Below are 21,649 nucleotides of genomic sequence, written 5' to 3' on the forward strand. Positions count from 1 at the left end.
GGGGTTGACACAGGGCAACTCAAGTCTGCCTCGATCTTGCCAACGCTCAACGCAACGGAGCCCAAGACCGTCATGGCCGCGGTAGGGGTCTGTTGCGCGTCGCTCATACCGTCCGGTCCGGCTTTTAGGTGCTGACGGGGGAAGCATGCGATCGTTGTGACGCTGGGTCCGGATCACATTGCCGGGCCCGAAAACAACATTGTCCCGTTCGACCGTTTGCGAGGAATCATTGGCGCGAGAGCCTGGAGACCGGCGCGAGACGATTCTCGACAGCGCCGCAATCCTGTTCGCCCGCAAAGGAGTGGCGGCGACCACCGTCCGCCAGATCGCCGACGACGTCGGGATCCTCTCCGGCAGCCTCTATCACCACTTCAACTCCAAGGAGGCCATGGTCGACGAGATCCTCTCGTCGTTCCTGCGTGACCTCAAGGACCGATACACCAGGGTGCTGTCACAGAAGGCGGACGCCCGCATCCTGCTGCACGACCTGGTCGTGGCGTCGCTGGAGGTGGTCGAGGCGCATCCGCACGCCACCGAGATCTACCAGAACGACCTCAACTACCTGCTGGGCATCGAGCACTTTTCGTACCTGCGCAACGCCGGCCGCGAGGTGCAGGACGCCTGGCTCAAGGTGATCGACGCCGGCATCGCCGAAGGCGTCTTCCGCAACGACCTGGACTCGAAAATCCTCTACCGGCTGATGCGCGATGCCATTTGGCTCTCGGTGCGCTGGTTCAAGCCGAGCCCGGCATACCCGATCGCCAAATTGGCCGAGGACACCACCTCGTTGTTCCTGGACGGCCTTACCGCCAAGACCGCCTGAGACGCCGGCCGAGCGTGAGCGGTGCAGGAAACACCGCTGCCGCCCCCGGCCACAAGAGCCGGAACTCCCGGCAGAAGGCGATCAGTTCCTCGGACGTGAGCGCGCCGGCCGCGCCCGCACGAACGCGTGGCCGACCTCGCCCATCCGGACGTCCGGCATGCGGCCACGGCCACCTCCGGGTGGAGTTCGGCGCCCAGACGGCGGCTCGGTCGCCCGGCCGCTGTACGCCGGCGGGCTCGGACTCGACGAACTCGACCCCGTAGGTGTTGACGCCGCGGCTGGAAGGTCGACCGGCGGCTCGACGGCGGCGCCGAAGCCCGCGACCTGCTCCCCGCCGCCGTCGAGAACCGGCCCGGCCGAGCCGGTCAGGCCTCGTTGGGCATTGTTGGTCCAGCCCTTGCGGTCCGATCGGCCATACCAGCCCGAGGCGGCCAGCGTGCCGCCGTCCACCGGGATGGTGTGGCCGGTCACGAACCGCGCGTCGTCGGAGGCCAGGAACTCGACCACGGCCGCGTAGTCGTCGGCAACACCGAATCGCCCGAGCGGCAGCCAGGTGCGGATCAGCGCTGGGTCACGGCCGCGGAGCATCGCGGCCGCCGGGGTCTGCGACGTGTCGGCAAGATCGGGGGCAATGGCGTTCACCCGCACCTCGTGCTGGCCGACCTCAACGGCGAGGCTCGGAGACGCCCGGCGTCAGGTCCGTCTCAGCCCTGCGCCGTCTCGGCGGCGCCCGCCGCGGTGTCACGATAGCGGCGCAGTTGCATGCGGGCCACCGTGCGCAGGTGCACCTCATCCGGGCCGTCGGCGATGCCGAGGATCCGGGCGCTGGCCCACATCCGAGCGATCGGGAAGTCGTCGGTGACCCCACCGCCGCCATGTGCCTGAATCGAACGGTCCAGCACGTTGCGGGCGACCCGCGGCGCGACGACCTTGATCGCGGCGATCTCGGTCGCGGCGCCCTGGATCCCGACCCGATCGATGAGCCACGCCGCCTTCAGTACGAGCAGGCGGGCCTGCTCGATCTCCATGCGGGACTCGGCGATCCAGTTGCGGATCACGCCCTGCTCGGAGAGCGGGCCGCCGAACGCTTCGCGGGCCATCGTCCGGCGCACCATGAGCTCGAGGCCCCGCTCGGCCATGCCGAGGCAGCGCATCGCATGGTGGATGCGGCCCGGGCCGAGGCGGGCCTGGGCGATCGCGAAGCCGTCGCCCTCAGCGCCGAGCAGGTTCGTCGCCGGCACCCGCACGTCGTCGAACCGGATCTCGCAGTGGCCGTGCTGGTCGTGGTAGCCGAAGATCGGCAGCGAGCGCACGATCGTCACCCCGGGGGTGGCGACCGGCACGAGAATCATGGACTGCTGCCGGTAGACGGCCGCTTCCGGGTCCGTCTTGCCCATCAGCACGAGGATGGCGCAGCGCGGGTCCGCCGCGCCGGTCGTCCACCACTTGCGTCCGTTGATGACGTACTCGTCTACGTCGCGCACGATCGAGGTGGAGATGTTGCGTGCGTCGGAGGAGGCCACGTCCGGCTCGGTCATCGAGAAGCCGGAGCGCATCGTGCCCTCGAGCAGCGGTGTGAGCCACTGCTGCTTCTGCTCGGGCGTGCCGAACATGTGCAGCAGCTCCATATTGCCCGTGTCCGGCGCGGCACAGTTGAGCGCTTCGGGGGCGAGGTAGGGCGAGCGTCCGGTCTCCTCGGCGAGGTATGCGTACTCGACGTTCGTGAGGCCCGACAGGTCAGGCAGGAAGAGGTTCCACAGACCTAGCTTGCGCGCCGTGTCCTTCAGCGCTTCGACGACCGGCGGCAGGACGTGAGACACACCCCCGTTCGCGCGGGCCGCGGCGCCGAGCTCGGCGGCGTACACCTTCTCGGCTGGGTAGACATGCTCGGCCATGAACGTGCGCAATGTCGCGAGCAGCTCGCTCGAGCGCGGGCCGGGGCCGAGGTCCATCTGGGTCAGGTCGGTCGCGTCAGCCACCGTCACTCCTTGCCTGCGTTCACACGGAGGGCGATCTTGCCGCGGGCGCCACGGTTCATCACCGTGGCGAGCGCGCGGGCGGCCTCCTCAAGCGGGAAGACTTCGCTGACGTGTGGCCTCAGCCGACCGGCGGCGACCCACTCGAGCAGCGTCGTCATGTTCGCGGCGTTCGCCTCCGGGTTGCGCTTGGCCCAGGCGCCCCAGAGGACTCCCAGCACCGCGCCCTCGGTGAGCAACAGCCGGTTGAGCTTGACCTGCGGGATCTCGCCCGCCGCGTAGCCGACGGTGAGGAACCTCCCGGCCCACGAGAGAGTACGCAGCGCCGCGGTGGCGGCGTCGCCACCGACGGGGTCGTAGACGACGTCGGCACCGGCGCCGCCGGTCAACTCTCGCACCATCGCCGTCATGTCGTCGTAGCCGATGGCGTGGTCGGCCCCGTGCGCCAGGCACAGCTCCCGCTTGTTTTCGCTCGAGGCGGCCGCGATCACGGTCGCGCCGAGGGCCTTGCCGATTTGCACGGCGGTGAGGCCGACGCCGCCGGAGGCGCCGAGCACGAGCAGTGTCTCGCCGGTTGCGAGGCCGGCCCGGTCGACGAGCCCGTGGTAGGACGTGCCGTACACAACGGGGATCGTGCTGGCCTCAACGAGGTCGATGCCTTCGGGCAACCGGTGAACCATGCGGGCGTCGACGAGCGCCTGCGCGGCGTAGCCGCCGATGCCGCAGAAGCCGATGACGCGGGTGCCGACGGGCGGGCCGCTCACCCCGTCGCCGAGTGCCGCGACCGTGCCGGCGACCTCGCAGCCGGGCACGAACGGCAGCTCCGGCTTGGTCTGGTAGGTGCCGGCGACGATGAGGCCGTCGGGAAAGTTCACCCCGGCGCCGACGACGTCGACGAGCACCTGCCCGGGGCCGGGCTGCCGCTGCGGCTCGTCCGTCACCGTGAGCACCTCGGGACCCCCGAGCTCACGGACCACCATCGAACGCACGGCTCAGCCCTCGCGGCTCGAGCGCGCCGCCTTGTCGGTGCCGGCGAACTCGTCGCGGATCCGGTCGGCGACCCCGGTGAGGTTGAGCTCGAACGTGAAGCCCTGCTCGAAGCGGTAGCTGCGGTTGACGTCCCACAGGTCGATGCCGTTGAGCGAGGCCTTCGCGGCCCGGATGACGGTGGGGTTCTTCGCGGCGATCTGGGTCGCGACGGCGAGCGCCGCCTCGCGCAACTGTTCGCGGGGTACGACGCTGTGGACCGAGCCGTACGCGTGCAACTCCTGGGCGGTGGCCGTGGCCGAGGTGTAGACCATGGCACGCATCCGGTGCTGGGGCACCATCCGGGACAGGTGGGTCGCGGCACCGAGGGCGCCGCGGTCGACCTCGGGCAGGCCGAAGGTGGCGTCGTCGGAGGCGACGATGACGTCGGAGTTGCCGGCCAGCCCGATGCCGCCCCCGAGGCAGAAGCCGTTGACGGCGGTGACGACCGGGACGGGGCACTCGTAGACGGCCTTGAACGCGGCGTAGCAGCCGCGGTTCGCGCCGAGCAGCGCGGTGAAGCCGTCGGTGTGCTGCATCTCCTTGATGTCGACGCCGGCGTTGAAGCCGCGGCCCTCGGCTCGCAGCACGACGACCCGCACCGACTCGCCGGCGCCGGCGGCGTCGAGGGCGGAGGCGAGTGCGAACCAGCCGGCCACGGGTAGCGCGTTCACCGGTGGGTTGGCCACGACGATCTCGGCGATCCCGTCGGGGTGGATGGTCGTCGTCACGGACGGGTGGGTCGTGGGGGTCATCCCTGCTCCTCGGTAGTCCCAGGCTGCTCGCTGGTCTCGCGTGTGTCGCGCCTGCGAAGGGTGGCGTCAAGGTCGGCCCAGGGCCTGTGTCGAAGTAGGAGTCGGTGCCGCAGCCCGGCGCCTACTTCGACACAGGTCCTAGGGCAGCACGAACGTCGCCCATACGGTGACGGCCGTGTCGCCGGTCTGACGCCGGCAGGTCAGCTCGACGTCGACGCGGCCCTCACGACCGTCATCACCCTCGAGCACGTAGGTGCGCAGTGGAGCACCCTCGAGCGTGAGGGTGTCGCCCGGCCACACCTGGGCCAGGAACCGGATGCGGAAGTCACGCACGTTGGGGCCGCCGAGCCAGTCGGTGGCGAAGGTGCCGAGCAGGCTCGCCTGCCACATGCCGACTGAGAAGGGGCTCGGGAACCCGGCGCTCCTGGCGAAGACCTCGTCGTGGTGGATCGGGTTCATGTCTCCCGAGGCGCCCTGGTAGCGGACGAAGTCGGTGCGGGTCACCGGGCCGTAGGTGCGCGCCGGCGGGGTCGCCGGGACGGGCAGGCCGACCTCGGTCGTGCCGGGCTGCGTGGTGGAGGTCGTGTCGCTCAAGCGGAGGCTCCGTCCTGCGTCGTGCCCTCGGTGTCCGGCGGGCGGGCCGTCTCGACACCCGTGAGCTTGGCCTGGGCGACGAGACGCCCGGTCTCGTCGTGGAAGTCGGTGTACATCACGGCGAAGGTCATCTCACCGCCGCGGCGGCCCACCTTGGTGTAGATCTCGCCGATGCGCGACTGGCAGGTGAGCGTGGTCCCGGCGCGAGGCGGCTCGCCGAAGAAGGTGTACTGCTGCTCGGCATGCAGGCCGCGCTGCTGATCGAGCTCAACCGCGGACCACGGGTTGGAGTCCTTCCCCTGCCAGAAGAAGGTCGTCGTGAGGAACGTCGGCTGCGCGACCGGGTCCTCCTCCTGCAGGTAGGCCGCGTCGGCCGCCCCGGTGGCCAGCGCGAACTCGCGGATCTTGCCGCGCTCGACGTCGAGCCGGAAGGGGGCACCGGTGACGCCCTGCGCGTCGGGGTTGGCCACGACGGGCTCCTTTCGTTGGTCAGGTGCGCGCCGGCGCGCACCGGGTGGTCACGGGTGCTGGCTCGAGACGGACACGACCTCGCCGGTCATGTACGACGAGTAGTCACTGGCGAGGAAGACGATGACGTTGGCGATCTCCCACGGCGTCGCCGCGCGGCCGAACGCCTCCTGGGCCGAGAGCTGGGCGAGCAGCTCGTCACTGGTCACCTTGGCCAGGTGGGCGTGCATCGCGATGCTCGGCGACACCGCGTTGACCCGGATGCCGTGCTCGGCGACGTCGAGGGCCGAGCACCGGGTCAGCGCCATGACGCCGGCCTTCGCCGCGGCATAGTGCGCCTGCCCCTTCTGCGCGCGCCAGCCGATGACGGACGCGTTGTTGACGATGACCCCCTTGCCAGCCGGGATCATGTGCCGCAGCACCGACCGGGTTGCCTTGAACGTCGAGGTCAGGGTCACCGACAGGACGGAGTCCCACTGGTCGTCGGTCATGTCCTGCACGGCCGCGGTGCCGCCGAGGCCGGCGTTGTTGACAAGCACGTCGATGCCGCCGAGCGTGGCGGCGACGGTGTCCATGAGGTGGTCGAGCTGGGCCTGGTCGGTGACGTCGCAGGGCACCGCGAGCGGCCGGTTCCCGGTGAGACGCTCGAGCTCGTCGGCCGACGCGGCGAGGCGGCGCTCGTGACGGTCGCTGATGGCGACACGGGCGCCTTCCTCGGCGGCGCGGCGCGCCGTCGAGAAGCCGATGCCGGTACCGGCCGCGGCGGTGACGAGCACCGAGCGCCCGGAGAGCAGGCCATGGGCGGGTCCGGCCCAGTCGGCGGCGGTGGTGTGACCGGTGTCAGCCACGGGTTGCCATCTCCTTCGCGATCTCCTCGACACTCCAGCGGGCACCCTTGTCGATGGCCCAGTCGTAGCTCCATGGCGCGAAGCGACGGATCTCGCCGCCCTTGGCGTAGTACACCTCGCCGGTCACCGGCGCGGTGGCGGTGAGCAGCCAGGCGACGAGCGGGGAGACGTTGCCCGGGTGGTAGACGTCGAACGCGGCAGGGTCGGCCGGGGCAGCGACCATCTCGCCGATGCCGGGCAGGTCCTGGGTCATCCGGGTGCGCGCGACCGGGACGATCGCGTTGACGCGCACGCCGTAGCGGCCGATCTCCTGGGCGAGGATGACGGTGAGGGCGGCGATGGCGGCCTTGCCCGCGCCGTAGTTCGTCTGCCCGACGGCGCCGATGAGCCCTGAGGTCGAGGAGACGTTGACGATCGAGGCGACCGGCTGGTTGCCGGCCTTGGACTCGGTGCGCCAGTGCTCGGCGAACACCCGGCACGGCGCGAACGTCGCGCGCAGCTGGCCACGGATCACGGCGTCCCAGTCGTCCTCGCTCATGTTGACGAACATCCGGTCCCGCAGGATGCCGGCGTTGTTGACGAGGCCGTCGACGCGTCCGTAAGTGTCGCGGGCGAGCGTGAGCAGCTCCCGGGCGCCCTCAATGGTGGAGGCGTCCGCGGTGCTGGCCACGACCTGCCCGCCGGCGGTCGTGATCTCGGCGGCGACGGCCTCGATGACCGAGGGGTCGCTGCCGGTGCCGTCGGCGGCGGCGCCGGTGTCGGTGACGACGACCGAGGCGCCCTCGGCGGCGGCGAGCAGCGCGTGCTCACGGCCGAGGCCCCGGCCGGCACCGGTGATGACGACGACCCGTCCCTGCAGTGCTCCCATGACTAGTCCTCCTCGTGTTCGGCCGGGACCGACGCGACCGGCGCGGGGGCGCCGAGCCGGTCGAGGATCCGGGTGGCCTCGCCGATGATGCGGTCGATGAGCTCGGCGACGCTCGGGACATCGTCGATAAGTCCGACGACCTGGCCGGTGGCCATGACACCGACGTCGGTCTTGCCCTCGAGCAGGGCCGACCGGTAGAGCATCGGAGCGTTGGCCGCCATGACGACCTGGCTCCACGTCAGGTCGTGGGCCTTGCGCATGGCCAGGCCCTCCCGGACCATGCCGCCCCACGGCGTGCCGGACAGCTTCTGGAAGGCGAAGGCGTTGCGCACGGCCCGCAGCAGTCGGCCGGGGGCGGAGGTGCGCTCCAGCTTCTCGATCGTGCCGGCGCGCAGCACGCGCTGCGGCACACCGTCGACCTGCAGGGTCAGGACGGTGTCGTTGACCGTCTTGGACAGGTAGACGTCCTTGACCGATGGCTGGACCGGCGAGTCGCTGGTGAGCAGGAAGCGGGTGCCCATGGCGATGCCCTCGGCACCGTAAGCGAGCGCGGCGACGAGGCCGCGGCCGTCGAAGAAGCCACCAGCGCCGATGACCGGGATGTCGACGGCGTCGACGACCTGGGGCAGCAGCAGGCTGGTGGGCACGCCGCCGGTGTGGCCGCCACCCTCACCGCCCTGCACGATGACGGCGTCGGCGCCCCACGCGGCGACCTTCTCGGCGTGGCGGCGCGCGCCGATCGACGGCACGACGACGAGGCCGGCGTCCTTGCACTTGGCGATGAGCTGCTGCTTGGGGGCCAGCGCGAAGGAGGCGATCTTGACGCCGGCCGAGATGAGCAGGTCGATGCGTTCGACGACGTCGGGCTGGTCGGCGCGGATGTTGACGCCGAACGGCGCGTCCGTGCCGGCCTGGATCTGCTCGATGGCCACGACGAGCTCGTCGTAGGACAGCAGGCCGGCCGCGAGGATGCCCAGTCCGCCGGCATTGGCCGTCGCGGTGGTCAGGCGCACGTCGGAGACGTAGCCCATGCCGGTCTGGACTATCGGATACCGCACCCCGAACAGTTCGGTCGCCCGGGTGCGTAGCGCCGGGTGCAGCCCCTGGGCCTGGCTCATCCGGGGATCTCGCGGTCGCGCAGCGAGCGGGGGTCGATGGCCTCGCGGATGAGGCGCAGCTCCTCGGCGCTCGGCTCGCGGGTGGCCGGGACCTCACCCTCGACGTGCACGTCACAGCCGGTGGCCGCACGGAACTCCTCGAGTGTGACGCCGGGGTGCAGGCTGAGCAGGCGCATCGTGCCGTCAGGGCCGCCGAAGTCGAGGACGGCGAGGTTGGTGACGACACGGCGCAGGTCGTGGTAGGCACTCGCGGCCGGGCCGGCGGCACGGGCGTTGTCGGTGCCGACGCCGGAGACCACGTCGACGGCCGGGACGAAGACGCGCGTGGAGTGGTTGGGCACCCAGTAGCTGGTCGGGTGGTAGACGCTGTTGCCGGGGGCGCCGCGCACGCCGACCAGCTGAACCTTGGGCTGGGCGTAGTCGCCGATGGCCGAGATGTTCGTGTTGCCGTGCCCGTCGATCTGGGTCGGGATCATCATGACATGCCGCTTGCCGTGCCAGACGAGGTCGAAGATCGTGCGGAACGGGCTCCAGCCCTCGACGACGACGCCCTCGGTGGCGTGCGGGTCCGCGCCGATCTGCCAGCTGCCGGAGACGAAGCGGGCCTCACCGTCGGTGAGCAGCAGGTCGGGGGCGACGGTGAGCCGGGCGAGGCGGACGCCGATGGCCGGGATCGTGCCGAAGGCGCTGGCGATGAACTCGCCGTCGCCGGCGAACGTGTCCGCCACGGCGACCGCGCAGTACTCGGCGCGAGTCACCGGCCCGGCGGCAGTGGTGGCGCTGCTCGTGGGCTGGTCCGCGGACTCGGTCACGGTGCTGCTCATGCAACCTCCTCGGCTCGGGCGGCCACGGCCGCCTGGTAGTCATCCTCGGTACCGGACAGGTACCGCTGCTCGAAGGCGGCCCAGGCCTGCCGGTCGCCGGCGGCCTTGACGTACTCGCGCTGGAAGGTCTCGTCGCGCTCGTAGTCGGGGGTGCAGGAGGTGAAGTGCGCGCCGTTCGGGGTCTCGACGACGCCGGTGACGAGCTGACGGTTGATCTTGATGGTCGCCGGGTGCCCGGCGGCGCTGAGCTCGGCCGTGGGCACGATCCGCTCGCAGGACATGAAGGCCTGCTCGGCGGCGAGGCAGTAGAGGTCGTCGAAGTACGGGTCGGGCCCGAGGAACTGGCCGTTGCCCTGTGCGTCGGCGCGGTTCATGTGTACGAGGGCCACGTCGAGGCGCAGCGGCGGCATGGCCACGAGCTGCTCGGTGCCGTACGGGTCCTGGACGAGCTTGAGCTCGGGGTTGTGCTTCATGACGTCCGACCCGAGCCCGGCGCGGGTCGGCAGGAAGGGCAGGCGGATGCCGGCGGCGTACAGCCCCCACTGGAGCATGCCCTCGTCGTACTCGGCGACCTCGACGGCGCCCTTCTGCCGCACGGCGCGGAAGTGCGGGTCGAGGGCGATGCTGTCGAGCGAGACGAAGCCGAAGACGACCTTCTTCACCTTGCCTGCGGCGCAGAGCAGGCCGACGTCCGGCCCGCCGTAGCTGACGATGGTCAGATCCTTGAGGTCGGAGCGCAAGATCTCGCGTACGAGGGCCATGGGCTTGCGCCGTGAGCCCCATCCCCCGATGCCGACGGTCATCCCGGATTCGAGCCGCGACACGACGTCGCGGGTTGTCAGAGTCTTGTCGGCCATATGTCCCTCGTCGTTCCGTCTGTCGAGGCACTGCTCCAGCGCGGTGGCGAGCGGTGCGAGAGGCGAGTCGCGTGCCGGGCATGCGTGGCTGGCATACCGAAGCAAGCGCTTGGTTGGTAGATTAACAGCCCCCGGGAAAGGGTCAAGGCCCTGATGCGAAGGAGACTGCAACGATGGACACAGTGGTGTGCGAGCGCGTCGACGCGGTGGGCGTCATCAGGATCAATCGGCCGCAGGTGCGCAACGCCCTCGACCCCGACACCCTCCTGGCGATGACCGACGCCCTGCTCGGGTACGACACGGACCCGGGCGTGCGCACGGTCGTGCTGACCGGCACCGGCGAGCTGTCCTTCAGCGCCGGGATGGACCTGCGCGCCGCGGCCGAAGGGCGCCTGGTCGACGTGGCCCGCACCCCGCTGACGCTGCTGCGCGGCGGCTACCGCAAGCCGGTCATCGCCGCGGTGAACGGGCCCGCCATCGGCGGTGGCTTCGAACTCGCCCTCGCCTGCGACCTTGTCGTCGCGGCCGAGCACGCCTACTTCGCGCTGCCCGAGGTGGGGCGCGGCTTCGCCGCCTCCGAGGGCGGCACCGACCTGCCCCGCCGTCTGCCGCTCGCCGTCGCCCTTGAGCTCGGGCTGACGACCGAGCCGCTTCCGGCGGCCCGCGCCCACCAGCTTGGCCTGGTCAACGCCGTGGTCCCCGCCGACGAGGTCCTCCCGCGCGCGCTCGAGCTCGGCGCCCGGATCGCGACCCACTCCCCGGCGGCGGTGCTGGCGACCAAGCGGCTCATGCACCTGAGCCTGGACCCCCGCGAAGGCAACCTCGCCGCGATCAACCGGCTCGCGACCCTCGAGCTGCTCGCCGGACCGGATGCCGCCGAGGGCGCGGCCGCGTTCGTCGCCAAGCGCCCGCCGCGGTGGACGGACGTGCCCTGAGTGCTCAGGGACGCGCCGCCGCGATCTGCTCGCGCATCCACGTGATCGAGCGGGTCACCGCCGACTCGGCGCCTTCGGCCTCGATGGCCGGGCCGAGCAGTTCGACGTCGACGATGCCGGTGTAGCCGGCCCGCAGCACGGTCCCCAGCAGGGCGGCCATCGGCAGGTCGGCGTCCCCGGGCACCCACCGGTTCGGGAAGGTCGAGGTGCCGACCCGGAAGTCGGAGACCTGCAGGATCTCGATCTGCGCGACCCGCTCGCGGACCAGGTCGGTCAGGCCCCGCTCCTGCCAGCAGCAGTAGAGGTCGAGGCAGATGCCGATGCCGCAGAGGTCGGCCAGGGCGAAGGCGTCCCGCGCGGTGTGGGTGAAGCTGAGGTCGCACCTGACCGGCAGGGTGTTCTCCACGCCGAGGCGCACCCCGTGCTCACGGGCGGTGGCCACGACCGGGGCGATCCGCTCGGCGAACCGGTCGGCCGCCTCCTCCCACGTCAGGTGGGCCGAGGGGCCCGACGTGAGGTAGACGAGGTCGGCCCCGAGCGTACGTGCGTTGACCACGCCGGCCTGCAGCGCCGCAACCTGCCGCGCCCAGCCCGACTCGTCGTCCGGGTGCGCGGTGAAGCCGTGCACGAGGTAGCCGAGCCGTACGTCGTGCTCGGCGAGCAGGTCACCGAGGGCCGGCACACCGAAGTCGGCGACCTTGCCGCACTGCAGGCCGACGAGGTCGGTGCCGGTGCGCCGGTACATCGCGATCTCCGCGGGCAGTGTCCAGGACATCGCGGCCATGCCACTGACACAGGTCGGGTTGATCGTGGCGGACATCGGGCTCCTGTCGGTTCGGGGGTCGTTCGGGTGTGGGTCACCATGGGCAGGAGGTGTCGAGAAGCATATCGAATCAACCAAGCGCTTGCTACACTCGTCCGGCGACGGGAGGCGCTCCCATGACAGCAGCAGGTAACGCCCGGACGGCTCCGGCCCCGACCGGCATCACCCGACACGCCGGGCTCCCGGCGGGGGTCGACGCCTGGCTCGGCCGCGCCGTGCCCGAGCTGCAGGGGAACCTGCGGCACGAGCTCATCGCCGGGGGACGCTCCAACCTCACCTACCGGACCACCGACGCGGCCGGCCACGTCGTCGTGCTGCGACGCCCACCGCTCGGGAACCACCCGGCAACCGCGCACGACGTGCTGCGCGAGGCGCGGATCCTGCGGGGCCTGCATGGCCACCTCCCGGCGCCCCGAGTGCTCGCCGTCGAGGAGACGGGCGAGGTTGCCGGCGCTCCTCTCGTCGTGCTCGAGCACCTCGACGGCACGATCCTGCGCAGCCCCGCCGACGTCGAGCGGCACACCACCGAGGCCGACCGCGCGCTCATCGGCCCAACACTGGTCGACGCCCTCGCGGCCCTGCACGGGCTCGAGCCGGAGTTCATCGGGCTCGGGGGTCTGGCCCATCGCCGTGACTACATCACCCGCCAGCTCGGGCGCTGGCACGAGAACTGGCGGCGGACCAGGATCCGCGACCTGCCCGATCTGCAGACCGCGCACGAGCACCTCGTGGCCACGGCTCCCGAGCAGTCCCGCTCGGGGATCGTGCACGGGGACTTCCGCCTCGACAACTGCATGCTCGACCGCCGGTGGCGGGTGCAGGGCGTGCTCGACTGGGAGCTGACCACGGTCGGGGACCCCTTGGCCGACGTCGGCCAGCTGCTCGTCTACTGGGCGCAGGCCGACGACGAGGCCCGTGCGCTGCACGACCCGGCCACGGTCCTGCCCGGCTTCTCAACCCGGGACGAGCTGCTCGCCCGGTACTGCCTCGCCACCGGCACCGACCTGCCCCGGATCGACTACTTCGTCGCCTACAACTGGTGGAAGACCGCGTGCATCATCGAGGGCGTGCACACCAGGATCGCGCAGGGCGCGGTGAGCGGTGGCGACCGCACCGCGGCCTCGTTCGCCGAGCAGGCGGCCACCCTCGCCGGCCGGGCGGCGACCCTCGCGGCAGCGCTGCGCCGACGCTGACCCTCGCCCGGCCGCGGACCCGCGCAACCCGGCACCCTGTCCCGGATGGGCGCAGGGCGCCGAATTCAGCAGAGCCGCTCGATGACCATCGCCATGCCCTGGCCGCCGGCCGTGCACATCGTCTCGAGACCGAGCTGGCCGTCCCGGGCCCGCAGCCCGTTGATGAGCGTCGTCGTCATCCGCGCTCCGGTCTGGCCGAACGGGTGGCCGAGGGCGATCGCACCGCCGTGGACGTTGACCCGCTCGGGGTCGGCCTTGAGGTCGTGGATCGAGGGGACGACCTGCGCGGCGAACGCCTCGTTGAGCTCGACGAGATCGATGTCGGCCATCGAGAGCCCGGCCAGCGCGAGGGCCCGCCTCGATGCCTCGACCGGGCCGAGACCCATGATCTCCGGCGAGATCGCCGAGACGCCCGTGGACAGGATCCGGGCCAGCGGCGTGATGCCGAGCTCGGTGGCCTTGCGGCCGGACATGATGACGAGGGCGGCCGCGCCGTCGTTGAGCGGGCAACAGTTGCCCGCGGTCACCGTGCCGTCCGGCCGGAAGACCGGGTTGAGGCCGGCTAGCGACTCGATGCTCACCCCAGCGCGGGGGCCGTCGTCGCCGGCCACGACGGTACCGTCGGCGAGGGTCACCGGGGTGATGTCGCCGGCGAAGAAGCCCGACTCGATCGCGGCCTGGGCCCGCCGCTGGCTCGTGGCGGCCCACTCATCCTGGGCGGCGCGGCTCACCCGACGGTGGCTCGCGACGTTCTCAGCGGTCTCGCCCATCGCGATGTAGACGTCGGGCAGCTCGCCCGTGTCGCGCGGGTCGGTCCACGGGCCGGCGCCGCCCTTGGCGCGGACGGCGGTGCGCTCCCCCGCCGCGGCGAAGACCGGGTTCTTCGTGTCCGGCATGCCGTCGGACTTGCCCGCGGCGAAGTGTGAGACAACCTCGACCCCGGCGGAGATGAGCACGTCCGCCTCACCGGCGCGGATGGCGTGCAGCGCCATCCGGGTCGTCTGCAGGCTCGAGGCGCAGTAGCGCTGCACCGTCGTCCCGGGGACCCGGTCGAGTCCGAGCTCGACGGCGACGACGCGCCCGAGGCCCCAGCCCTGCTCGCCGGCCGGCTGCGCGCAGCCGAGCATAAGGTCGTCGATCTGGGTCGGGTCGAGCGACGGTACCTGGGCCAGGGCCGCCCGGACCATCTGGGTGGCCAGGTCGTCGGCCCGCATCGAAACCAACGACCCCTTGAAGGCCCGGCCGATCGGCGAGCGCGCCGCAGCGACGATGACTGCGTCCTGCATTAGTGTCCTCCGGTTCTCGGGCCGATGCCCGTGACGGCGGTGCCGTCGGTGTCAGGTCTGGTGGGGATTGTCGAGTCCGCGGGCCGCGGGAGGCCGGTCCGGTGCGCCCACACGAGCGCCTCTGGGGCAGTACCCCCGGTGGCGGGACCATGGACGCCGGGCTCACCGGGTGAGCTTGAACTTCTGGATCTTCCCGCTCGGGGTTCGTGGCAGGGTCTCGACGATCCTGTAGCTGCGGGGGCGCTTGAAGTTGGCCAGCCGGTCCCGGCACCACTCTGCGAGCTCGTCGACGAGCACCGGCTCGTCCCCACTCCAGTCGGGAACGGTCTGCACGAAGGCGCTGCCGACCTCGCCCATCCGCGGGTCGGGGACCCCGACGACGGCGACGTCGGAGACCGCGGGGTGCTCGCGCAGCACGCGCTCGACCTCGGCGGGGTAGACGTTGAAGCCGCCGTTCATGTAGACGTCCTTGATCCGGTCGGTGATGCGAAGGTAACCATCCTCGTCGACCCAGCCGACGTCACCGGTGTGCAGCCAACCGTCCTCGTCGATGACCTCCGCGGTGGCGACCGGGTCCTCGAAGTAGCCCAGCATCACGTTGTAGCCACGCACAAGGACCTCGCCGGCCTCACCGGCTGGCAGCGTCTGTCCGTCGGCACCGGCGATCCGCAGCTCGGTGCCCGGGATCGCCCGTCCGCAGCTTGTCGAGATCCGCTCGAGGTCGGTATCGGGCGGGCACACGGTCGCGGTGCCGCATGTCTCGGTCAGGCCGTAGGCGGTGATGACGTCGCGGAAGCCGAGCTCCTCGCGCATCCGGTGCAGCAGCGGGACCGGCACGACCGTGGCCCCGGTGACGGCCAGGCGCACCGAGCTGAGGTCGTAGGCGCCGAAGTCGGGGTGCTCGAGCAGGGAGGTGTAGACGGTTGGCGCGCCGGGGAAGACGGTTACGCGTTCCTGCTCGAGGAGGCGCAGCACGGTCCCGACGTCGAACACGGCGACCGGGATGATCGTGGAGCGCAAGAGCAGGCAGGCCAGGATGCCGGCCCGGTAGCCGAAGCTGTGGAAGAACGGGTTGACCATGAGGTAGCGGTCGCCGCGCCGCAGCCCGACCAGCCGGGCCCACTCCAGGTCGACGCGCAGGTTCGAGGCGTGCGAAACCATCGCACCCTTGGGGTAGCCGGTGGTGCCTGAGGTGAACAGGATGTCCGCCATGCCCTCGGGGTCGAGGGCGGCGATCCGTCCGTCGATGACGCTGGGGTCGACCTGGTCGGCCAGCGCGGTGAAGTCGGCCAGGGACCACACGTCGTCACCGGCCTGCTCGCGGCCGGCGGCGGACAGGTCGACGACGGTGCGCACCGAGGGCAGCAGCGGCACGGGCTGCCCGATGGCCGGTGATGGCCCGTCGCCGCGCAGCGCGGCCAGGTAGCCGGCGCGCAGGAAGGTGTCGTCGAGGATGACCATGGTGGCCTGGACCTTGGCGATGGCGTACCGCGCCTCCTCCCCGCGGAAGCGGGTGTTGAGGGGGCACAGCACGCCCCCGGCGGCCAGCACGCCGAGGGCGCTGATGACCCAGTCGGCGCTGTTCGGGGCCCAGATGACGATACGGTCCCCGGGCTCGAGACCGTGCGCGATCGCGGCCCTGGCGAACCGGGTGACGGCCGCGTCGAGCTCGGCGAAGGTCATCCGCACGTCACCGTCGACGAGGGCCTCGAGGTCGGCGGCGTCCTGCGCGGCCTGCCGCAGCAGGGCGGGAATCGTGGTCAACACGTCACTGACTCTCCTCACGCGGAGCCGGTCGCTTGTCAGGAACGGATCGTAGCCGACCAACCAAGCGCTTGCTAGACTCGCCGCGGCAACGCCGGCCATACCGTCGGCGAGGCATCCGCAGGAAGGGAATTCGGTGGCAGAGGCATACATCGTGGACGCCGTCCGCACCCCCGTCACGCGACGCGGTGGCGCGCTCGCGGGCATCCACTCCGCTGACCTGGGCGCCGCCGCGCTCACCAGTCTCATGAGCTCCTCGGGGGTCGACCCCGGCGCCGTTGAAGACGTCGTGTTCGGCTGCGTGGACACCATCGGCCCGCAGGCCGGTGACATCGCCCGCACCGCCTGGCTCGCCGGCGGCCTCCCGCAGCACGTGCCCGGGGTCACCGTGGACCGGCAGTGCGGCTCGAGCCAGCAGGCGCTGCACTTCGCAGCCCTGGCCGTCATGGCCGGAGTCAACGACGTCGTCGTCGCCGGGGGCGTGCAGAACATGAGCGCCATCCCCATCTCGGCCGCAATGCTCACCGGGCAGCAGTACGGCTTCGACAACCCCTTCTCCGGGTCCACCGGCTGGCGCGAGCGCTACGGCGACGAGGAGATCTCGCAGTTCCGGTCGGCCGAGATGATCGCCGAGAAGTGGGACATCAGCCGAGAGGACATGGAGCGCTTCGCCCTGCGCAGCCACGAGCGGGCCCTGCGGGCCATCGCCGAGGGCCGCTTCACCCGCGAGATCCGCGCCGTCGGCGACGTCGACACCGACACCTGTCCGCGCGCCTCTACGAGCCTGGAGAAGATGGCCGCCCTCGACCCGCTCAGCCCGGGCGGCCGGATCACTGCCGCCGTGGCGAGCCAGATTTGCGACGGCGCGGCCGCGCTGCTCGTCATGAGCGAGCGGGGGGTAGCCGAGCACGGGGTGACCCCACGCGCCCGGATCCATCACCTGTCGGTGCGCGCCGACGATCCGGTGTGGATGCTCACCGCCCCGATCCCGGCCACCGCCCACGCGCTCGATCGCACCGGGCTGTCGATCGAGGACATCGACTTGTGCGAGGTCAACGAGGCGTTCGCCTCGGTCGTGCTCGCCTGGATCAAGGAGACGGGGGCCGACCCGGAGCGTGTCAACGTCAACGGCGGCGCGATCGCCCTGGGTCATCCACTCGGTGCCACCGGCGCCCGGCTCATGACCACCCTGCTGCACGAGCTCGAGCGCACCGGCGGCCGGTACGGCCTGCAGACGATGTGTGAGGGCGGCGGCCAGGCCAACGTGACAATCATCGAGAGGCTCTGATGACCCGGTCCCGCACCACGCCCGTGACGCACGGGGGCGTCGACCTGACCGGCCGGGTCGTCCTTGTCACCGGAGGCACCCGTGGCATCGGTGCCGAGATCACCCGCACCTTCCTTACGGCCGGGGCGCAGGTGCTCGTGTGCGGCCGCAGCGAGCCCGAGCAGCTGCCCGAGGCCGACGGACGCACGCCCGCCTTCGTCCAGTCGGACGTGCGGGACCCGGAGCAGGCCAAGGCCCTCGTCGCCGCGGCGGTGGACCGGTTCGGCCGGCTCGACATCCTGGTCAACAACGCCGGTGGCGCGCCGAGCGCCGACACCGCGACGGTCTCCCCGCGCTTCGTCTCGGCGATCGTCTCGCTCAACCTGCTCGCTCCGTTCTACGTCGCCCAGTCGGCCAACGAGGTCATGCAGCGTCAGGGCGGCGGGACGATCATCAACATCGGCTCGGTCGCCGGGTCCAACCCGGCCCCGGACACCGCCGCGTACGCCGCTGCCAAGGCAGGCCTGACGATGCTGACCCAGTGCCTCGGAATCGACTTCGCGCCAGCCGTACGGGTCAACCAGGTGACGGTGGGTCTCGTGCAGACCGAACTGTCGCACCTCTACTACGGCGACGAGGCGGGCCAGGACCGCGTGGCCCGGACGATCCCCATGCAGCGGATGGCCACCCCGGCCGACGTCGCCGCGGCCTGCCTGTTGCTCGCCTCGCCGCTGGCCGGCTACGTCACCGGCACGGAGATCCTCGTCGCCGGTGGCGGTGAGATCCCGTCGCGCCACCTGGCCGCCCTGCCGCCCGGCACCGGTCCGCTCGGCTGAGCCCGCGCAGGGCACGCACGATCGAGGGGGTCCGCACGTCGGTGCGGACCCCCTCGATCGTGCGTTGCCACCTGCCGTAGATGTCGGCAGCCGGCTCAGAGACCGGCGAGCGCTGCCACCTCGGCGCGAACCGTCGACGGGGAACCGGCCAGCAGCTGGGCCGACTTCCCGCGCTTGAAGAACAGATGCGCGTCGTGCTCGAAGGTGAACCCGATGCCACCGTGCAGCTGGATCGCCTCGGCTGCGACGGTCATCAGCGTGTCGGTGCACACGAGCTTGGCCAGTGCCGCGTCGTGCGAGCGGGTGGCGGCGCCGGCGCGCAGCGTGGTGACGAGGTGGTCGGCCGTGGCCCTCGCTCCGGCGACCGCAACGGCGAGGTCGGCGCAGCGGTGCTTGAGGGCCTGGAACGACCCGATCGGGCGGCCGAACTGCTCGCGGACCTTGAGGTACTCGACGGTGAGGTCGAGGCAGGCGCGGGCGGCGGCGGCCGACTCCAGGGCGAGCATGGCGCGCACATGGTCGAGCAGCACCCGGGCCCCCTCGCCGCCGGGGGCGTCGACCCGGGTGGCGGCGGCCCCGCGGAGGTGCACCGTGCTCAGCCGCCGGGTCTGGTCGAGCGTCATATGGGTCTGCACGTCCACACCGTCGGCGGCCAGGTCCACGGCGTAGACGGCCAGCTCACCGCCCCTGTCCCGGGCGGTGACGAGGACGACCCGGGCGGCTTCGGCTCCGGCGACGAGGGTCTTGGTCCCGGTCAGTGCCCACTCGTCAACGGTGCCGCTGGCCCGGGTGGCGGTCTGCTCGAGGTCCCAGCCCGTGCCGTCCTCGGCGAGGGCAATGGCCAGGGTCAGCTGCTCGTCCACGACGCGCGCCAGCAGGGGCTCGGCGCTCGGGCCGATGGCGCGGCCGGCGAGGATCGCGGTGAGGCTCGTCGCGAGCGCACCGGGCACGAGCCGGGCCCCGAGCTCCTCGATGACGGCGGTCGCGGCGTCCACGTCGAGGCCGAGCCCGCCGAGGTGCTCCGGCACGACGAGTCCGAGCAGGCCCAGCTCAGCCGTGAGCAGCTCGTGCAGCTGCGGGTCGTGGCCCTGCGCCCCGACCATGACCTCGTGGGTACGGCGCAGGTCGGCCCGCTCGTCGAGCACCTCGGCGACGGAGGCGCGGATCTGGGCCAGTTCCTCGGCCGCCGGCTGAGGGTCGGTGTTCGCTTCGGTCAACGTCCTCACCTATCGCGGCATGCCGAGCAGGCGCTCGGCGATGATGTTGCGCTGGATCTCGTTGGAGCCGCCGTAGATTGTGTTGGCGCGGCTGAAGAGGAAGTGGGTCTGGGCATCGTCCAGCTCGTACTCGGGCCCGGTGAGCAGCGCCCCGGCCCCCTCGACGTCGACCGCGAGCTCGCCGAGCGAGCGGTTCCACGTGGCCCACTGCAGCTTGGAGATCGACGCCGCCAGGCCGGACAGCCCTTCGCCGGCGGACGCCAGCAGCCGCACCGCCGAGTGCCGCATCACCTCGAGCCCGATGTAGGCCTCGACGAGGCGGTCACGCAGCGCCGGCTCCTGCCAGGCGCCGTTCTCGTGGGCCCGGGCGATGACGGCATCGAGACGCCGACGGAAGCCGATCTGCTGGCCGAGGGTGGACACGCCGCGCTCGAAGCCCAAGGTGCCCATGGCGACCTTCCAGCCCTCACCCTCGGCGCCGACGCAGTGCTCGGCGGCGGCGACGGCTCCGTCGAAGAAGACCTCGTTGAACTCGCTCGTGCCGGTCAGCTGGGTGATCGGGCGCACCGTAATGCCGGGCTGATCCATCGGCACAAGCAGGTAGGACAGGCCCGCATGGCGAGTCGAGTCGGGGTCGGTGCGGCACAGCACGAAGCACCAGCCGGCCAGGTGCGCGAGCGAGGTCCACACCTTCTGCCCGGTGATGACGTAGGTGTCGCCCCGTCGCTCGGCGCGGGTGCGTACCCCGGCGAGGTCCGAGCCGGCGTCGGGCTCGGAGTAGCCCTGGCACCAGATGTCCTCGCCGCTGGTGATGCCGGGCAGGAACCGTGCCTTCTGCTCCGACGTGCCGAACGCGAGCAGGGTCGGGCCGAGCAGCTGCTCGGACATGTGCCCGAGCCGGCCGGGGGCGCCGGCGCGGGCGTACTCCTCGTGGAAGATGACCTGCTGGGCCAGGGTCGCCGGGCGTCCGCCGTACTCGCTGGGCCAGCCGAGACCGATCCAGCCGGCCCGGCCCAGGTGGCGCTCCCACTCGCGGCGCAGCTCGTGCGCCTCGTGCTCACGCCCCTCGCCGCCGGTGCCGACGGCCTCGGCGAACGGCCCGGTGAGGGCCTCGTTGAGCCAGCCGCGGATCTCGGCCCGGAACTGCTCGTCGCTCACCGGTGCGCCGCTGGCCCGCGCCGCGTCCGCACCCATGTCAGGCGCCGTAGACGGGGGTCGGCGGCTCGGAGCGGGCGATGAGGTCAGCGATCGCGTCGGTGAGCTCTTCCGGCTCCCATCGCCCGCCCTTGGTGACGGCCGGCCCGTGGCGCCAGCCGTCGGCGAGCGAGACCTCACCGCCGGCGACCTCGAAGACGGCGCCGGTCACGGCCCGCGCGGCGTCGGAACCGAGCCAGACCACGAGGGGGGCGACATTGGCCGGGTCCATCGCGTCGAAGCCCGTCTCGGGGGCGGCCATCGCCTCGGCGAAGACGGCCTCGGTCATCGGGGTGCGGGCCGAGGGGGCGATCGCGTTGACGACGATGCCGTAGCGGGCCCACTCGACGGCCGCGATCTGGGTCAGGGCGGCGATCCCGGCCTTGGCGGCGCCGTAGTTGCCCTGCCCGACGCTGCCCATGAGCCCAGCGCCGGAGGACGTGTTGACGACGCGCGCGGCGACCTCGCGGCCGGCCTTGGCCTCGTCCCGCCAGTATGCGGCGGCGTGGCGCATCGGAACGAAGTGGCCCTTGAGGTCAACCTGCTGGACGAGGTCCCACTCCTGCTCGCTCATGTTGACCAGCATTCGGTCGCGGTTGATGCCGGCGTTGTTCACGAGGGTGTGCAGCCCGCCAAAGGTCTCGACGGTCTCGCGCACGAGGCGCTCACCGTAGGCCCAGTCGCTGACGTCGCCGGTGCTGACGACCGCTCGACCGCCGGACGCGAGGATCTCGTCGACGACGGCCTGGGCCGCCGCCCGGCTGCTCTCGACGTCGTTGACGACGACGTTGGCGCCCTGCCGGGCGAACTCGAGGGCATGAGCCCGGCCCAGTCCTTGTCCGGCACCGGTCACGATCACCGTTCGCGCTGCGCAGAAGCCCTTCACGACATGCCCTTTCACTCGAGGTGCGGTCAGACAACCACACCCAGTGCTGGCTATGCAAGCAAGCGCTTGGTAGGGTGCGGGCACAACGACA

The 21,649-nt window shown here is 71.6% G+C and carries 21 protein-coding genes and 1 pseudogene; 5 read left to right on the forward strand and 17 right to left on the reverse strand.

Annotated elements, in window-relative coordinates:
* Positions 1-178: 178 nt before the first annotated feature.
* Positions 179-823, forward strand: coding sequence for a TetR/AcrR family transcriptional regulator (locus ACFPIJ_RS15500; protein ID WP_380115618.1), 645 nt, complete (start codon positions 179-181; stop codon positions 821-823).
* 81 nt (positions 824-904) lie between these two features.
* On the opposite strand, the pseudogene ACFPIJ_RS15505 reads toward ACFPIJ_RS15500, so the two are convergent.
* The 11 genes and pseudogenes from ACFPIJ_RS15505 to ACFPIJ_RS15555 all read right to left on the reverse strand — a co-directional run.
* A pseudogene (locus tag ACFPIJ_RS15505) lies at positions 905-1,489 on the reverse strand (SDR family oxidoreductase); the annotation flags it as partial.
* A 38-nt stretch (positions 1,490-1,527) separates the two neighbouring features.
* Positions 1,528-2,775: an acyl-CoA dehydrogenase family protein gene (locus ACFPIJ_RS15510; protein WP_380116182.1), complete on the reverse strand. Its 1,248-nt coding sequence runs from the start codon at positions 2,773-2,775 to the stop codon at positions 1,528-1,530.
* Positions 2,776-2,804: 29 nt separating this feature from the next.
* A complete protein-coding gene (locus ACFPIJ_RS15515) occupies positions 2,805-3,740 on the reverse strand; it encodes an NADPH:quinone oxidoreductase family protein (protein WP_380115619.1) in 936 nt (311 codons plus the stop codon).
* Between the two features lie 51 nt (positions 3,741-3,791).
* Positions 3,792-4,580: an enoyl-CoA hydratase family protein gene (locus ACFPIJ_RS15520; protein ID WP_380115620.1), complete on the reverse strand. Its 789-nt coding sequence runs from the start codon at positions 4,578-4,580 to the stop codon at positions 3,792-3,794.
* 138 nt (positions 4,581-4,718) lie between these two features.
* A complete protein-coding gene (locus ACFPIJ_RS15525; protein WP_380115621.1) occupies positions 4,719-5,174 on the reverse strand; it encodes a MaoC/PaaZ C-terminal domain-containing protein in 456 nt (151 codons plus the stop codon).
* Positions 5,171-5,644 carry an FAS1-like dehydratase domain-containing protein gene (locus ACFPIJ_RS15530; protein WP_380115622.1) on the reverse strand — a complete coding sequence of 158 codons (474 nt, stop codon included), beginning with the start codon at positions 5,642-5,644 and terminating at the stop codon, positions 5,171-5,173. Before ACFPIJ_RS15530 ends, ACFPIJ_RS15525 begins: the two co-directional genes overlap by 4 nt.
* Positions 5,645-5,692: 48 nt before the next feature.
* On the reverse strand, positions 5,693-6,490 hold the full coding sequence (locus ACFPIJ_RS15535; protein WP_380115624.1) for an SDR family oxidoreductase: 798 nt from the start codon (positions 6,488-6,490) through the stop codon (positions 5,693-5,695).
* Complete coding sequence (locus tag ACFPIJ_RS15540) at positions 6,483-7,358, reverse strand: SDR family NAD(P)-dependent oxidoreductase (protein ID WP_380115625.1); 876 nt, start codon at positions 7,356-7,358, stop codon at positions 6,483-6,485. Before ACFPIJ_RS15540 ends, ACFPIJ_RS15535 begins: the two co-directional genes overlap by 8 nt.
* Positions 7,359-7,360: 2 nt before the next feature.
* Positions 7,361-8,476 (reverse strand): NAD(P)H-dependent flavin oxidoreductase, encoded by a 1,116-nt coding sequence (locus ACFPIJ_RS15545; protein ID WP_380115626.1) that lies wholly within the window; start codon positions 8,474-8,476, stop codon positions 7,361-7,363.
* Positions 8,473-9,300: a CoA-transferase subunit beta gene (locus tag ACFPIJ_RS15550; protein WP_380115627.1), complete on the reverse strand. Its 828-nt coding sequence runs from the start codon at positions 9,298-9,300 to the stop codon at positions 8,473-8,475. The genes ACFPIJ_RS15545 and ACFPIJ_RS15550 overlap by 4 nt, the downstream gene beginning before the upstream one ends.
* Positions 9,297-10,157, reverse strand: a complete 861-nt coding sequence (locus ACFPIJ_RS15555) for a CoA transferase subunit A (RefSeq protein ID WP_380115628.1) — start codon at positions 10,155-10,157, stop codon at positions 9,297-9,299. The genes ACFPIJ_RS15550 and ACFPIJ_RS15555 overlap by 4 nt, the downstream gene beginning before the upstream one ends.
* A gap of 173 nt (positions 10,158-10,330) precedes the next feature.
* Between ACFPIJ_RS15555 and ACFPIJ_RS15560 the strand changes: the two genes are divergently transcribed.
* Positions 10,331-11,092 (forward strand): enoyl-CoA hydratase-related protein, encoded by a 762-nt coding sequence (locus tag ACFPIJ_RS15560; RefSeq protein ID WP_380115629.1) that lies wholly within the window; start codon positions 10,331-10,333, stop codon positions 11,090-11,092.
* A 4-nt stretch (positions 11,093-11,096) separates the two neighbouring features.
* Here the strand turns inward: ACFPIJ_RS15560 and ACFPIJ_RS15565 are convergent, their stop codons facing one another.
* Positions 11,097-11,912, reverse strand: coding sequence for a sugar phosphate isomerase/epimerase family protein (locus ACFPIJ_RS15565; RefSeq protein WP_380115630.1), 816 nt, complete (start codon positions 11,910-11,912; stop codon positions 11,097-11,099).
* Positions 11,913-12,031: 119 nt separating this feature from the next.
* Between ACFPIJ_RS15565 and ACFPIJ_RS15570 the strand changes: the two genes are divergently transcribed.
* Complete coding sequence (locus tag ACFPIJ_RS15570; RefSeq protein WP_380115631.1) at positions 12,032-13,108, forward strand: phosphotransferase family protein; 1,077 nt, start codon at positions 12,032-12,034, stop codon at positions 13,106-13,108.
* A 65-nt stretch (positions 13,109-13,173) separates the two neighbouring features.
* Here the strand turns inward: ACFPIJ_RS15570 and ACFPIJ_RS15575 are convergent, their stop codons facing one another.
* Together ACFPIJ_RS15575 and ACFPIJ_RS15580 are read right to left on the reverse strand one after the other, a co-directional pair.
* Complete coding sequence (locus ACFPIJ_RS15575; protein WP_380115632.1) at positions 13,174-14,394, reverse strand: acetyl-CoA C-acetyltransferase; 1,221 nt, start codon at positions 14,392-14,394, stop codon at positions 13,174-13,176.
* Positions 14,395-14,556: 162 nt separating this feature from the next.
* On the reverse strand, positions 14,557-16,161 hold the full coding sequence (locus ACFPIJ_RS15580) for a FadD3 family acyl-CoA ligase (RefSeq protein ID WP_380115633.1): 1,605 nt from the start codon (positions 16,159-16,161) through the stop codon (positions 14,557-14,559).
* A 133-nt stretch (positions 16,162-16,294) separates the two neighbouring features.
* On the opposite strand from ACFPIJ_RS15580, the gene ACFPIJ_RS15585 reads away from it, so the two are divergent.
* Both ACFPIJ_RS15585 and ACFPIJ_RS15590 read left to right on the forward strand, forming a co-directional pair.
* The gene (locus ACFPIJ_RS15585; protein ID WP_380115634.1) at positions 16,295-17,446 is read left to right on the forward strand and encodes an acetyl-CoA C-acetyltransferase; all 1,152 of its coding nucleotides are present in this window, start codon (positions 16,295-16,297) and stop codon (positions 17,444-17,446) included.
* Positions 17,446-18,261, forward strand: a complete 816-nt coding sequence (locus tag ACFPIJ_RS15590) for an SDR family oxidoreductase (RefSeq protein ID WP_380115636.1) — start codon at positions 17,446-17,448, stop codon at positions 18,259-18,261. The genes ACFPIJ_RS15585 and ACFPIJ_RS15590 overlap by 1 nt, the downstream gene beginning before the upstream one ends.
* Before the next feature lie 95 nt (positions 18,262-18,356).
* Here ACFPIJ_RS15590 and ACFPIJ_RS15595 read toward each other — a convergent pair whose 3' ends face one another.
* The 3 genes from ACFPIJ_RS15595 to ACFPIJ_RS15605 are packed head-to-tail and all read right to left on the reverse strand — an operon-like array spanning position 18,357 to position 21,642.
* Complete coding sequence (locus ACFPIJ_RS15595; RefSeq protein WP_380115637.1) at positions 18,357-19,478, reverse strand: acyl-CoA dehydrogenase family protein; 1,122 nt, start codon at positions 19,476-19,478, stop codon at positions 18,357-18,359.
* A gap of 9 nt (positions 19,479-19,487) precedes the next feature.
* On the reverse strand, positions 19,488-20,636 hold the full coding sequence (locus ACFPIJ_RS15600; protein WP_380116184.1) for an acyl-CoA dehydrogenase family protein: 1,149 nt from the start codon (positions 20,634-20,636) through the stop codon (positions 19,488-19,490).
* Positions 20,637-20,673: 37 nt separating this feature from the next.
* A complete protein-coding gene (locus ACFPIJ_RS15605) occupies positions 20,674-21,642 on the reverse strand; it encodes an SDR family oxidoreductase (protein WP_380115638.1) in 969 nt (322 codons plus the stop codon).
* Between the last annotated feature and the right edge of the window lie 7 nt (positions 21,643-21,649).

Origin of the sequence: Dactylosporangium cerinum (genome assembly GCF_042653625.1) — a bacterium.
Taxonomy (GTDB): Bacteria; Actinomycetota; Actinomycetes; order Mycobacteriales; family Micromonosporaceae; genus Dactylosporangium; species Dactylosporangium cerinum.